Below are 14,050 nucleotides of genomic sequence, written 5' to 3' on the forward strand. Positions count from 1 at the left end.
CGGACCCGAGGAATGATGCACGCCGATCCCCCGCAAACGCGCGATTTCACAGCGCTCGAAAGCCTCGAGGCGGCGTTCGCATGGTGGCGCGAAGCAGGGGTCGACGCCGATTTCACGGACGAAGCCGGCGGCTGGTTGGCCGAGCCCAAGCCCGAGAATGCCGTAGCGGCCCCGCCGCCGCCTGCCCCGCCCCCTATCCAGCGTAGGACACCCCTTCAGCGCGCGCTCGATCCTTCCAAAGACGCAGGTGGCGGCATCGATCGCGCAAGTTTGCCTGCGAGCCTCGAAAAATTTCGCGAGTGGTGGATGAGCGAACCTTCGCTTGCCTCCGGAGCGCTCGACCGCCGCGTACCGCCGCGCGGCGTTGCGGGCGCGAAACTGATGCTGCTTTTGCCGCAACCCTTCGACGACGATGCAAAAGGCCTGCTGACCGGCGACGCGGGCGGGTTTGCCGGAGCCATGCTTGCGGCGATGGGCATCGCGGAACACGAGGCCTATTTCGCAAGCGCGCTGCCCGCCTCAATGGCGATGCCCGATTGGCGGGAATTGGCGACAACGGGCCTCGATGAGGTCACGAGGACGCATATCTCGCTCGCCGCGCCGCAGCGAGTGGTGCTCTTCGGGCGCGCACAACTGGCGCTGTTCGACATTCCGCCAGAAGCTGCACGCGATCCGCTTTCACTCGAATGCGGCGACAGGTCCTTCGCGCTGCTCGCCGCCCCCGATCTGCGCAACCTCGCCCACTCGGCCGCGAGGCGCGAACATTTCTGGAACCGATGGCTGGACTGGACCCGATGACTCTTCGAACGCTCGCCACTGCCGCGATAGCTGCAGCTACCTTGCCGGTTGCCGCACCGCTTGCAGCCCAAGGCAACAGCGTGGATTATTTCACGCGCTCGCACGCCTCCGCCCTGCCTCAGCTCCTTTCAACCGAGGATCGTGCCTACTACGGCTCGCTCTTCGAAGCGATCGACAGTCGCAACTGGAGCCGCGTGGAAGTGATGCTCGCCAACCGCGATGACGGCCCGTTGCACGGCGCCGCGTTAGCCAGCTACTATCTTCATCCCGAAAGCCCGCGGATCGAATTGTCACGCATCGAAAGCTGGCTCGCGCGCTATTCGCGCCTGCCCGAAGCGGAAGCGATCGTCCGGCTCGGAGAAACGCGCGGACTCGTCGATTCTCCTTCTCTGCCAGGTGCGCGCGACCTGGTCCGCCAGCCGGGCATGACCAAGCGTATACGCCCGCGCTCGGTCGAAGACGGGACGATGCCCGGCGAGGTGAAATCGGCCATTCTCGAACGGATCACCAATGACGATCCCGACGGTGCCCGCATATTGCTCGACGGGGTCGATGCGACGCTCTCGAGCGAAGCGCGCGCCGAATGGCGCTATCGCGTGGCGTGGAGCTATTACATCGAGAACCGGGATGCACAGGCCTGGGCGCTCGCCGACACGGTGCGCGATGGCGGCAGCGGTGCATGGGTGGCGGAAGGCGACTGGGCGGCGGGACTTGCCGCCTGGCGGCTGGGCGATTGCGACCGCGCGGCGGAGGCCTTCCAGCGTTCGGCTGCCGGTGCGGTCAATCCCGAACTCGGCGCCGCCGCGCATTACTGGGCAAGCCGCGCCCTGATCCGCTGCCGCTTTCCCGAACAGGCCGACGAACAACTGCGCGGCGCGGCGCGCTTCCCCGAAACGCTATATGGCATGCTTGCCCATGAGCAATTGGGCAGTGAACTCCCCCAGACCCACGCCGAGCCGGACCTGACCGAAGCCGACTGGCGCGAGCTTCAGGGCAAGGAGGCCGCGCGCCAGGCAGTGATGCTGGCGGAAATCGGGCGGCGCGAAGAAGCCGAAGCCGATATTCTGTGGTTGGTACGAACCGGCAGTCCCGACGATTTCGGCGCGCTTGCCCGGCTCGCCCGTGCACTCGGGCTTACGGGCGCGCAGAACTTCATGGCCTACAACGCTCCGCGCGGAGAGGCCTCCCACCCGAGCCTGCGCTATCCGGTCACCTTCCGCACACCGATCGGAGGGTGGCGGGTCGATCCTGCACTCGCTTTCGCGCATGCCCTGCAGGAATCGAATTTTCGCGAGCGAGTCGTCAGCCCGGCGGGCGCGATCGGGTTGATGCAGATCATGCCGATCACAAGGCGCGAATATGCCGCTTCCATCAATATGAGCGCCGATGTCGATCTCAAGGATCCGGCCGTCAACCTGGCGTTCGGCCAGCGTACGCTCGAATCTCTCGGCAGCGCCAATTACACGCAGGGCAAACTTCCCAAGATCATGGCTGCCTACAATGCGGGGCCAAGCCCGGTCATGCGATGGGAAAGCGAAATTCGCGATCAGGACGATCCGCTGCTATATATGGAGAGCATCCCCTATTGGGAAACGCGCGGCTATGTTGCCATCGTCATGCGCAATTACTGGATGTATCTGCGGCAAGCCAACTCCATGGCCCCCAGCCGGATCGATCTGGCCGAGAACGATTGGCCGATGTTCCCTCGGGTACGGTAGGAAGGACACGCTAATGGCCGTCGACGAAAGTCTTGCCTTCAAGCCGGTCCGCATTGCGCTGCTGACTGTGTCGGACACGCGCACGCTTGCCGAGGACACGTCTGGCGACATACTGGCCCAGCGTATCGCGGCAGCCGGCCATGAACTGGTGGTTCGCGAAATCAGCCACGACGATGTCAATGAGATCGACGCGCATCTGCATCGGTGGATCGAAGACGAGAGCATCGACTGCGTTATCTGCACCGGCGGGACGGGGCTCACCGGACGCGATGTGACGCCCGAAGCGCTCGACCGGGTGAAGAGCAAGGACGTTCCCGGTTTCGGAGAGCTGTTTCGCTGGCTCAGCTACGAAACCATCGGGACGAGTACGATCCAGTCCCGCGCCTGCGCGGTGGTGGCGCGCGGAACCTATATCTTCGCCCTCCCCGGCTCGAATGGCGCGGTGAAGGATGGGTGGGACAAGATCCTGATCCATCAGCTCGACAGCCGCTACCGCCCCTGTAACTTCGTCGAGCTGATGCCGAGATTGCGCGAACGGTAACCGCCCCTCCCAAACAGTCATTGCGAGGAGCCGAAGGCGACGCGGCAATCCATCTCCCCACGGCGCATCCAGCGGCAGGGGTCGATGATGGATTGCTTCGTTTCGCTCGCAATGACTATGGAGGAGTCACTTTGTTCCATGTATGTTCCAGAACATGGATCGCCGACTCGCTCCTGCAATATCCGGACGCGGCGCGCAGGGCGCCGAGGTGCCGACGCGCTTCGGCCTCGCCACGCGCGAGGAGGATGGCGACTGGCGCGACTATATGGAGCAACTGACCGATCTCGAAGGGGGGCCGCCGGTAAAGCTCCGCACCACCGTGACCGAGGAACACCCGAAGACGATCGTCAGCTTCAACCAGTCGCCCGACGTACCCTTCGACCGGTCGGTCAACGCCTATCGCGGCTGCGAGCATGGCTGCGTCTATTGCTTCGCGCGGCCCACGCATGCCTATCACGATCTCTCGCCCGGGCTCGACTTCGAAACCAGGCTGTTCGCCAAGCCCAATGCGGCGGATTTGCTGCGCGCCACGCTGGCCAAACCCCAATACCGCCCCAAACCGATTTCGATGGGGACCAATACCGATCCCTACCAGCCGATCGAGGCGCGGTATCGCATAACCCGCAGCGTGCTGGATGTGTGCCTCGATGCGCGCCACCCGGTGACGATCACGACCAAATCCGACCGCGTTCTGGCCGATCTCGATCTGCTAGCAGAGATGGCGGAAAGGCGGCTGGTCGCGGTGGCGATATCGGTGACAACGCTGGATCCGAAGCTGTCGGGCAAGCTCGAACCGCGCGCTGCGGCACCCGCCAAACGGCTACGGGCCTTGCAGAAACTGGTCGATGCGGGTGTGCCCACCCATTGCTCGGTCTCGCCCATCATCCCGGCGATCACCGACGAGTTCATGGAGGAGATCGTCCAGCGCGTCGCGGCCATCGGCGTGGGTAGCGTGGGCTGGATCCCGCTGCGCCTGCCGCACGAGGTCGCCCCGCTGTTCCGCGAATGGCTATCGGTCCACTTCCCCGAACGCGGCGACAAGGTGATGGGCATCGTCCGCTCGATCCGCGGCGGGAAGGACAATGATCCCGATTTCCATACCCGCATGAGGCCGAGCGGCGTATGGGCAGACCTCTTCCGCGCAAGGTTCCGCGTAGCCTGCAAGCGCGCGGGGCTCGGCAAGGCGAAGTTCGAACTGGATTGCACGCAGTTCAGGCCGCCCGCAGTGGGCGGGCAGTTGCGGTTGTTGTGAATGTCCGGGAGTGGGGTGGGGAGCGGAATGTCTGGTTTTAGTTAATGCAAGGCACAAGCTGTCGATCGCTGTGATCACCAAATCATGACGTCGGACGTGGTGACCGCCACGAACCTATCAAAGTTAACAGTACGGACCCGGTGAAGCGGTTCCACAACGAGCGGATCGCCCGCAGAGCAAGCCTCAAACTCAGCTGTACAAAGTCAAAGCCTGCAATTTGAAGCAACGTCTATGACGCTACTATCGGACAGAAAAATCAAACGAGGACGCTATTTTTTCGCAAGTTTCTTCATGCATGCAGAAACCTTCAACAAACAATCGAGCCTGCGGCCCTAAAGGGGTGAGCGCTCGTATAGCTATAGGAAATCGCCCGCTTCTGTTTGTTGGATGCATTATATCCTCACCGCTACGGGGGCTTGCTAAATGCTCAAGATAAAAGGAAATTTTTCCAATGACGTTTTGAGTTTCGAATTCCCTGCAGGTGCGGTCCGGGAGACAGGAAACTGAGCCATTCTCCGAACCGACGGCGACACGAACAAGCGTGCTTTCATCGGAAAACATTATGCCAGAAGATTCGAAACCCTGAGCGGCAACCACCTGCATTTTACTAGGAATATTGAATGTGAGTTTTCCGCCTTCAGCCAGTTGTATGGACGGCCGGAGGTTCGCGATGTTGGCCTGGGCTCTTTCATCTATATGCGTCTCCCCAGTTGCCGTGGTCTGACAACCCGTCAAAACGAGAGGAAGGAGCGAGAGGCCCAGATAGAAAGCGCTGTTCATTAGCGTGTTCCATACAGCCACTGAGCGCTCGACAAGTCATTGGTAGACGGCGTCAGTGGACGCGGACCCTTAAAATTCCATCCATTCATGACATCCGCCGCAACTTGATCTTGGAGTTTGTGCGCCATCCCCATTGCGTGGCCAAGCTCGTGAGCGACCAGATTTTGGATGTGAATTTTGTCAGTCGGCACGGTTCCGGTGCCACAATAAGCGCTGGCAATAGTCGCGGGCCGGATCATCATGTCGCCGTCTCTGATATACCATCGGCGCCTTTCCGGATCGGTAGTCTCTTGGAAGCGACTGGACCAGTCAATCGACGTTTCCGCCGCTGCGTAGGAGCTTACTGTATCACCGACGGCAATATCTACCGTATCCCATCTGTTGGCCGAAGTGGCAACCAAACGTCCACCAGAAACCGTCCGCGAAAGACTGGATGTGTAGCCATTCCATATGAAACTGAAGCCGATATTTGCGTTGTTCCAGACCTGCCGACCTTCATAGATGGGCAGTCGGCACGCGTTTGGGACGCTGTTGTGTATGGTCAAATATAAATAGCTGCTTTCTTGGCGCCCATAGGTATACTTGTTGTTTGCATGCGGACGATTCTTGTTAGTGGAGCTGTATTGACAGTAGGTCGGGTCCGTAGCCAAAACGGCATCTCGTTCAGTCGGAATTGCGAGCAATGCGAATGCCAGCGGTACGGCGAGAAGCAAATTTGATCTTTTCATCAGGACGTCCCCCGATTGATGGAGCTTAGAGGCACCGGTCGCCCTTCTCCTAAGGGAAACATTTGGCCGTTTTGCACTAGATACGGAGCGAAGGTTTCGCCCAAAAACTGGCTCGCCGATGAAGGCCGCCCCCGCTGCTTAAACGCTGAAAATTTGTAATTCTCGCTAGAGAGAAACAAGACGAACTCTTGCTCAGTATTTATCTGGAGCGGAGTTTCCGGAGGACGGTCGGAGAATTGGCGCATCTTGAAAGTTTCGTCAGGTGCTGAAGAACCCTTGTACGATTCAAGCACGCGAAACTCGATAGTGGAATTAAACCCATCACCAAGTGAAGTGTCCGGCGTTATGGAAACAGGTTTTGCTCTCACGACCATTTGGGACAAAATTTGTTTGTCAGCGAAACTGGCGGAACCGGTCACGGCATTTTCTGCTGCCAGTATGATAGATGCCGCATCTCCTTTTGCTTTCGGCAAATCCCTGGTCCATAACCGACCGAGACGAGAAATTGGGCAATTTCATTCTGGTAAAGCTCTGGGATCTCATTCCGCCGAGTGGCATTCACGAAATCGGACGGGCTTTTGCGTATGACATTTCGAACTTGCGCGCGCATGGCCTGTAGTTGCGGGGCTTTTCCGATTGACTGTATCGCCTGCGCCCGGTTGGACTGAATATCACTCCAGGTCTCGACAAAAGTATCGGAGCCTGTTTCGCTAGGAGATGGCGGTGGCGGAGAGTCCGACTCGCTTGGTGTTTCTTGAATTGCGAGCGCCGCACTTGCCAACACTAGTGGCATCGCGACCAACGGTCCGAGCATCATAAACTTTAGTGCCATTTTGCTCCCCTTCGATTTTGTATTAATGCTCTGAAATACCGAAAAGGTTCCTCGCGTCACACCCGCTCGTTGGAAATGAACGACTGCTTTTAGGTAATTTGAAAAGGAGCTTGAAGGTCCTCAATTAGGGTCGGTAGCAGACCTAGCCGAACCCCTCGCCCGCTGCTCCCGGCTCGAACCGCACAAGACGGCTATCCGCCAGCGCCGCCGTGCGGTTGACGACCGCCTGCTGGTAATCGGCATCCTTGATCATCTCGAAGAAGGCGCCCGCATTGGGATATTGCGCCACGAAACCATCGTGCCAGCGCATTGCGTCGGGGCCGGTCACCACTGTCTGGAACGCCCCGCGCCAGACGATCTCGCCGCCCACGCGGCGGAAGATCGGGCCGCTGGTCTTGCCGTATTCCTCATAGGCGCGGCGTCCGCTCCAGCCATTGCCGTGATGCTCATGCCCTTCGGGATATTCCGCGAGGTCGCGGTAGAGCAGCAGGTTGAGCATGTGGATCGGCTCGTCGCGCGGCAGGTCCTTGAATGCCTGAAAATTGGCCGGGCTCGGATCGATGTAGCTGTCGGTCATAAACTCCTCCCGATCTCTCCGGTTGGGGAAGGAATTTCCGTCATCCTAGCGTATAGTCGCTGAACCGCTTGCGCAGGTCTTTCTTGCTGATCTTGCCGGTGGCGGTGTGCGGAATGTCGTCGACGAATTCGACCGCATCGGGCAACCACCATTTGGCGACCTTGTCGGCAAGGAAACTGATGAGATCCTCGGCGCCGACATCCTGCCCTTCCTTGCGGACGACGAACAGCACGGGCCGTTCGTCCCACTTGGGATGCGGCATGCCGATCGCTGCGGCTTCGGCCACGGCGGGATGGCCGACGGCGGCATTCTCCAGCTCGACCGAGCTGATCCACTCGCCGCCCGACTTGATCACATCCTTGGTCCGGTCCGTGATCTGCATCGTCCCGTCGGGATGGAGGACCGCCACGTCCCCGGTATTGAACCAGCCATCGGCGTCGATCGCGTCTTCCTCGGCCTTGAAATAGCGCTTCACCACCCATGGTCCGCGAATGTGCAGCGCGCCCGATGTCTTGCCATCGCGCGGCAACACCTTTGCCGGATCGTCGAGATCGACGGTGCGCAGTTCAACGCCGAAAATCGGGCGACCTTGCTTCATCGTCTTCTCGACCCGCTCATCGAAGGTAAGTTCGTCCCAATTGCCGGTCGGCCCGCCAACCGTGCCGATGGGCGAGGTTTCGGTCATCCCCCAGGCGTGCTGGACGCGGGTGCCGTTCTTCATCAGCCGCTCGATCATGAAGCGCGGCGCGGCGCTGCCGCCGATCGTCGCCGCCTTGAGCTTGGGCAGGTCGAGACCGTTGGCATCGCAATACTGGAAATGCGCCAGCCATACGGTCGGCACACCGGCGGAATCGGTGACGCCTTCGGTCTTCATGACCTCGTCGAGCACGGCGGGATCGTTCACCGCGCTGAAGACGAATTTGATCCCTGCCATGGCCCCGGCATAGGGCAGGCCCCAGCTCGCCGCGTGGAACATCGGCACGACCGGCAGCATCACGCTGGAGGAGCTGAAATTGAACGCCGCGGGCTGCAACCCGGCAATCGCGTGCAGCATGGTCGAGCGGTGTTCGTACTGGACGCCCTTGGGATGGCCCGTGGTTCCGCTGGTGTAGCAGATCATGCAGGGGTCGCGCTCGTCGCCGTCGACCCAGGCGAAATCGCCATCCTGCGCGCCGATCCAGTCTTCGAAACTGGTCGTATGCTCGCCCGAATCGAAGCAGATATAGTGTTCGACCGTCGGCCATTTGTCGCGCATCTTGTCGACGATCGGCTGGAAGGCCGCATCGTAGAGCATGACTTTGTCTTCGGCGTGGTTGACGATGTATTCGAGCTGGTCCTCGAACAGGCGCGGGTTGCAGGTGTGCAGCACGCCGCCCATCCCCGCGACGCCGAACCAGCTTACGAGATGACGCGCATGGTTCATCGCGAGGCTGGCAACCTTGTCGCCCTTCTCCAGGCCCAGCGCCTGAAGCGCCTGGCTCATCTTCCGCGCGTCGCGATGAATGCCTGCCCAATCGGTGCGGGTTTCGCTGCCATCGGCCCAGCGGGTAACGATTTCTCGGGTGGGGGCTTCCCGGGCTGCGTGATCGATCACATGCGAAATCCGCATGTTCCAGTCCTGCATCGCGCCAAGCGGCATACTCTCTCCTCTCCAATTCGGTCATTGCGAGGAGCCGAAGGCGACGCGGCAATCCAGCTTCAAACATCGCCGTCGCGAGCGATGGCGGGTGATGGATTGCGTCGCCTTCTGCTCGCAATGACTGTGTTTTCAGGCAACGAGGCGCAAGTTTGCCTTCCCCCGTCGCGCGGTCAACTGCACCTTGGCAAGACCGGGCACGCTTGCCAAGCGTTCGGCCACGTCTCCGTCGATAGAAAATGTTCGCCCCAACCGCATGACAGGTGGTGTCGGATCGCCGGTGAGCAATGTGGCGAGCACTTCATCGCCTCCAGTGTCGTCCGCACCCAATTCCAGCGCAAGCTGGGTGAGCGCATCGACGCTCTCCACCTCGAGCGTGAGCAGCATCGCCATGCTGCCCTTCACCGCCTCGAGCGGCACCGCGCCGCGCACGGTGATCCGCGGCGGTTCGTCCGGGCTCGGACTGTCGAGTTCGACATCGAGCTTCACGCAGGTGCCGTTCTCGGCCCATTCGAGGAATTTATCGACCAGCCCTTCTTCGAAACAAGCCGCGCTGAACTGGCCCGAACTGTCGGAAAAATCGGCGCGGATGAAGGGTTTGCCGCGCTTGGTCGTGCCCTTGTTCGCGCCTTCGACCTGCACCGCCATCACCGCGCCCATGCGCCCGCCGCCCGGCACACCGCCCGCCATCAGCGAAGCGTGCGAACGCGCGCCCTGCGCACTGGCGATTTCGCGATAGGCCGCAGTCGCATGTTCCTTGAACGAAAAGCCCATATTCTCCTTTTCACGATTGCGGGCTTCGCTGAGTGACCAGTCTTCGGCGTCTTTCAAACGCAGCGTATCCTCCACCGCCGCATCCTCCCCGCCGAACAGCCCCGCCTGCCCGCTCGATCGCTCGCGCTCGGCCGCATCGGCGACTGCCAGCAGCATATCGGTATTGGCCATCAGCTTGGCGCGGTTGGGCTCGAACTCGTCCAATGCCCCTGCGCTGATCAGCGCTTCGAGCTGGCGCGAATTCATCGAACCCTTGGGCAGACGCTCGAACAAATCCTTCAGGCTCTCGAACTTGCCCGCAGCCTCGCGCTCTTCCACAATCGCTTCCATCGCCCGTTCGCCGACATTGCGAATGCCAGCCAGCGCATAGCGCACGGCATAGCCGTCGTCGGTCTGCTCGACTGTGTATTCGGCTTCCGAATGGTTGAGTGAGGGCGGCAGAACCTTGATCCCGCTGCGCCGCGCATCGTCGACGAAGACCGCCAGCTTTTCCGACTGGTGCATGTCGAAACACATGGAGGCGGCGTAGAATTCTTCCGGGTAATGCGCTTTCAGCCAGGCGGTCTGGTAGGCGAGCAGCGCGTAAGCGGCGGCGTGCGACTTGTTGAAGCCGTATCCGGCGAACTTGTCGATCAAGTCGAACAGCGCGTTGGCCTCGGCTTTCTCGATCCCGCTGACTTCCTTGCAGCCATCGACGAAGCGCTGGCGCTGCCCGTCCATTTCCGCCTGGACCTTCTTGCCCATCGCGCGGCGCAGCAGGTCGGCATCGCCGAGCGAGTATCCGGCAAGGATCTGCGCGGCCTGCATGACCTGTTCCTGGTAGACGAAGATGCCGTAGGTTTCGGCGAGGATGCCTTCGAGCTTGGCGTGCGGATATTCGATCGGCACCTCGCCCGCCTTGCGCTTGCCGAACAGCGGGATGTTGTCCATCGGACCCGGGCGATAGAGCGAGACGAGCGCAATGATGTCGCCGAAATTGGTCGGCTTCACCGCCGTCAGCGTACGCCGCATGCCTTCCGATTCGAGCTGGAACACGCCGACCGTGTTACCCGCCTTCATCAGCTCGTAGACCTTGGGATCGTCGAGTGGGAGCTGCGACAGGTCGATATCGATCTCACGCCGCTTGAGCAGGTCGACCGCCTTCTTGAGCACCGACAGCGTCTTCAGCCCGAGAAAGTCGAATTTGACGAGGCCGCTGCTCTCGACATTCTTCATGTCGTACTGCGTCACTGGCATGTCCGAACGCGGATCGCGGTAAAGTGGGACCAGCTTGGCCAGCGGACGGTCGCCGATCACCACGCCGGCGGCGTGCGTCGAGCTGTTGCGCGGGAAGCCCTCGAGCTGCATCGCCAGATCGACGAGGCGCTTCACCTCGTTGTCATTGTCGTATTCGCGCTTGAAATCGGCCGCACCGTTGAGCGCGCGCGGCAACGTCCACGGGTCGGTCGGGTGGTTGGGCACCATCTTGCACAGCCGGTCGACATGGCCGTAGCTCATCTGCAGGATACGGCCCGTATCGCGCAGCACGGCGCGCGCTTTCAGCTTACCGAAGGTGATGATCTGCGCGACATGGTCGTGCCCGTATTTCTGCTGGACGTAGCGGATCACCTCGCCGCGCCGCGTTTCGCAGAAGTCGATATCGAAGTCGGGCATCGAAACCCGTTCGGGATTGAGGAAGCGTTCGAACAGCAGGCCGAGCTGGATCGGATCGAGATCGGTAATCGTCAGCGCCCAGGCCACCAGGCTGCCCGCACCCGAACCACGGCCCGGCCCCACCGGAATGTCGTGGTCCTTGGCCCATTTGATGAAGTCGGCAACGATCAGGAAGTAACCGGGAAAACCCATCTGGTTGATGATGTCGACTTCGAACTTGAGCCGGTCGAAATAGACCTGGCGCTCCTCCTCGCTCATCGCGCCATAGGGTTCGAGGCGCGCCTCAAGACCCTTGCGCGCGTCCTCTTCCAGCATGCGCGCCTCTCCCTCGAGATCGCCGGCAAGGCTGGGCAGGATGGGCTTGCGATAAGGCGGCGCATAGGCGCAGCGCTGCGCCACGACGAGCGTGTTCTGGACCGCTTCGGGCAGATCGGCGAAGGCCTCGTCCATCATGTGATAGGTCTTGACGAAGCTTTCCGGATTGGACCGCGCCCGCTCCTCGGCATCGACATGGGTCGACCCGGCGATACAGAGCATGGCGTCATGCGCCTTGTGCATATGCGGTTCGGCGAAATTGGCAGGGTTTGTCGCCACCAGCGGCAGGTCGCGCGCATAGGCAAGATCGACCAGCGCGGCCTCCGCGCGCTCTTCCACCTCGTTCCCGCGGCGGGCAAGCTCGATATAGAGCCGGTGCGGGAAGAGCGCCTGCAAGCGGTCGAGCAGCGCTTCGGCATGGTCCTGCTGTCCTTCGGCGAGCAGCCGGGTAACGCCGCCTTCGCTCGCCCCGGTAAAGGCGATCAGCCCGTCGGTATGGCCCTCGAGGCCCTCCATCCGCACATGCGGATCATATTCGAGCGGCCGTTCGAGATGCGCCTTGGAAACCAGATGGCAGAGATTGTCGTAACCGGCCTCGTCCTGCGCGTAGAGCGGCAGGTAGTCGACCTGCTTGCCTTCCGCCCCCTCGTCTCGTGATGGGCGCGCAACGCCCAGCAGCGTGCCGATTATCGGCTGAATGCCCTCCGCCTTGCAGGCATTGGCGAACATGACCGCGCCATAGAGCCCGTTGCGGTCGGCGATCGCCATGGCGGGAAATCCGCGCTCCTTCGCCAGCTTGGCCATCGCCTTGGGATCGATCGCGCCTTCCAGCATCGTGTAGGCCGAGAGGATACGAAACGGGACGAAGGGCTTGAAGGACATGGGCGGCAATATGCGGATTGCGCCTTCGTCGGCCAAGGGGCGCATCCACAGGATTTTCAGCTCACACAGTCATTGCGAGCGTAGCGAAGCAGTCCAGGTCTGCCCTATCTGGATTGCCGGGTGGCCGGAGGCCGTCGTCGGCTCCGCCTGCGGCTCCTCGCAATGACTATCGAGACGTCAGAGGAGCTTTTCGATATCCTTGGCGATCGTCTTGGGCGCATCGGCAGGGCCATAGCGCTTCACGACATTGCCTTCGCGGTCGATCAGGAACTTGGTGAAGTTCCATTTGATCGCGCGCGACCCCATCAGCCCGGGCTTTTCGCCCTTCATCCAGTCGAACAGCGGGCTGGCGTCGTCGCCGTTCACGTCGACCTTGGCCATCAGCGGAAAGGTGAGGCCGAAATTGACCTTGCAGAATTCGGCAATCTCGTCCGCGTCTCCCGGCTCCTGATTGCCGAACTGGTTGCAGGGAAAGGCGAGGACCTCGAAGCCCTTGTCCTTGTAATCCTGAAACAGCTCCTCCAACCCGTCATATTGCGGGGTGAAACCGCATTTGCTGGCGGTGTTCACCACCAGCAGCACCTTGCCGAGTTTCTCTTTCAGATCGAGCTGGTCGCCCGTGTTGGTGGCGACGGTAAAATCGGCAATGGTGGTCACGGCGGTTTATTCCTTCTGGCGGTATACGTAGTCGAAAGCATCCGACCACGTACGACCATGATCCGCGCTCGCTTGCCCGTATTGTCGTACGCTGCCGTCCTCTTCAAGCGTATAGGTCATCCGCACGAGCATGCGATCGCCTTGCGCACCCTTGCCCCAATAGCCGGTCAGCACCATCGCGCCGTCCACCGCGCCCCCGTCAAAGAACACGCGCCCCGGCGTACCACCGACCCATAATTGGTGCCAGCCGCCGGTGGTGGGGTCATATGCGCTCAAGCTGCTCCCACCGCGTCCCTGAAAGGGCATCCAGGTCTCGCGGATGGCGCAGCCCGCGCTTACCTTTTCGATACGGCTGTTGGCCACTTGCTGGTCGCTGCCATTGGGGAACACCTCCCACTCGCCGACCCAAAAATCGAAGGCTTCGTGGTTCGCGCCTTCGCATTGCGGTTGCGGTGGTGGCGGGACGGCAGGTGCGGCGGCCTGTGCGAAGGCAATCGCGAGCGCGGCGGTCAGCATGGTCAATTCTCCCCTGATCCCGCCAAGTTATACCGGGCCGTACCGTCCGGCGAGCGACTATCGACCGAGGACCAACCTGCTCCTACGAGCGCGGGAAATCGTCGCGCTTCGAAAGGCTCACGATCTCGTCGACGTGGTACTCGCGGTCCCCCGCTTTCTCGATGTAGTAATCCCCACGTTCTTCGGCAGGCATCAGCATCACGTGACGGATCAGGTCGGCGAAGGTGCCGCTCCGCAGACCCTTGGCCGCATCCAGCACGCCGTCACCATCGCCGGTGCGATGGAGGCTGGCGCGGTCGTCCCACTCAATGCCTTCGCTATGGCTCGGGTCGCCTTTGAAAGTGCTCGGATGGTCGGTCATGCAAATCTCCTTTGCCCGACCAACGAGCGA

General features: G+C 61.3%; 14 protein-coding genes. 4 read left to right on the forward strand and 10 right to left on the reverse strand.

All coding sequences use genetic code 11. From position 1 onward, the window contains the following. Positions 1–12 precede the first annotated feature (12 nt). From DVR09_RS10525 to DVR09_RS10540, 4 genes are all read left to right on the forward strand, one after another. Positions 13–798: a uracil-DNA glycosylase family protein gene (locus DVR09_RS10525; protein WP_162814936.1), complete on the forward strand. Its 786-nt coding sequence runs from the start codon at positions 13–15 to the stop codon at positions 796–798. After that, entirely contained in the window at positions 795–2,516 is a 1,722-nt protein-coding gene (locus tag DVR09_RS10530; RefSeq protein ID WP_234041402.1) for a lytic transglycosylase domain-containing protein, read from the forward strand. The genes DVR09_RS10525 and DVR09_RS10530 overlap by 4 nt, the downstream gene beginning before the upstream one ends. A 13-nt stretch (positions 2,517–2,529) precedes the next feature. Beyond that, positions 2,530–3,057 carry a molybdenum cofactor biosynthesis protein B gene (gene moaB, locus DVR09_RS10535; protein ID WP_115416887.1) on the forward strand — a complete coding sequence of 176 codons (528 nt, stop codon included), beginning with the start codon at positions 2,530–2,532 and terminating at the stop codon, positions 3,055–3,057. A gap of 154 nt (positions 3,058–3,211) precedes the next feature. Next, positions 3,212–4,309 carry a PA0069 family radical SAM protein gene (locus DVR09_RS10540; protein WP_115417904.1) on the forward strand — a complete coding sequence of 366 codons (1,098 nt, stop codon included), beginning with the start codon at positions 3,212–3,214 and terminating at the stop codon, positions 4,307–4,309. A gap of 240 nt (positions 4,310–4,549) precedes the next feature. Here DVR09_RS10540 and DVR09_RS17200 read toward each other — a convergent pair whose 3' ends face one another. From DVR09_RS17200 to DVR09_RS10575, 10 genes are all read right to left on the reverse strand, one after another. Next, a complete protein-coding gene (locus tag DVR09_RS17200) occupies positions 4,550–5,089 on the reverse strand; it encodes a hypothetical protein (RefSeq protein WP_162814937.1) in 540 nt (179 codons plus the stop codon). Further along, complete coding sequence (locus DVR09_RS17205) at positions 5,089–5,817, reverse strand: zinc metalloprotease (RefSeq protein WP_162814938.1); 729 nt, start codon at positions 5,815–5,817, stop codon at positions 5,089–5,091. Before DVR09_RS17205 ends, DVR09_RS17200 begins: the two co-directional genes overlap by 1 nt. Beyond that, on the reverse strand, positions 5,817–6,236 hold the full coding sequence (locus DVR09_RS17210; RefSeq protein WP_162814939.1) for a hypothetical protein: 420 nt from the start codon (positions 6,234–6,236) through the stop codon (positions 5,817–5,819). The genes DVR09_RS17205 and DVR09_RS17210 overlap by 1 nt, the downstream gene beginning before the upstream one ends. Then, a complete protein-coding gene (locus DVR09_RS17215) occupies positions 6,233–6,649 on the reverse strand; it encodes a hypothetical protein (RefSeq protein WP_162814940.1) in 417 nt (138 codons plus the stop codon). Before DVR09_RS17215 ends, DVR09_RS17210 begins: the two co-directional genes overlap by 4 nt. Before the next feature lie 142 nt (positions 6,650–6,791). Continuing rightward, complete coding sequence (locus tag DVR09_RS10550) at positions 6,792–7,226, reverse strand: DUF1330 domain-containing protein (RefSeq protein ID WP_115416889.1); 435 nt, start codon at positions 7,224–7,226, stop codon at positions 6,792–6,794. Between the two features lie 40 nt (positions 7,227–7,266). After that, the gene (locus DVR09_RS10555; RefSeq protein WP_115416890.1) at positions 7,267–8,865 is read right to left on the reverse strand and encodes a long-chain fatty acid--CoA ligase; all 1,599 of its coding nucleotides are present in this window, start codon (positions 8,863–8,865) and stop codon (positions 7,267–7,269) included. Between the two features lie 129 nt (positions 8,866–8,994). After that, complete coding sequence (gene dnaE / locus DVR09_RS10560; protein ID WP_115417905.1) at positions 8,995–12,486, reverse strand: DNA polymerase III subunit alpha; 3,492 nt, start codon at positions 12,484–12,486, stop codon at positions 8,995–8,997. Positions 12,487–12,663: 177 nt separating this feature from the next. After that, a complete protein-coding gene (locus DVR09_RS10565; protein ID WP_115416891.1) occupies positions 12,664–13,143 on the reverse strand; it encodes a glutathione peroxidase in 480 nt (159 codons plus the stop codon). Positions 13,144–13,149: 6 nt separating this feature from the next. Then, positions 13,150–13,659: a hypothetical protein gene (locus tag DVR09_RS10570; RefSeq protein ID WP_115416892.1), complete on the reverse strand. Its 510-nt coding sequence runs from the start codon at positions 13,657–13,659 to the stop codon at positions 13,150–13,152. A gap of 82 nt (positions 13,660–13,741) precedes the next feature. Continuing rightward, complete coding sequence (locus DVR09_RS10575) at positions 13,742–14,020, reverse strand: hypothetical protein (protein ID WP_115416893.1); 279 nt, start codon at positions 14,018–14,020, stop codon at positions 13,742–13,744. Positions 14,021–14,050: the final 30 nt, after the last annotated feature.

It is taken from the genome of Erythrobacter aureus (genome assembly GCF_003355455.1).
Lineage (GTDB): Bacteria > Pseudomonadota > Alphaproteobacteria > Sphingomonadales > Sphingomonadaceae > Qipengyuania > Qipengyuania aurea.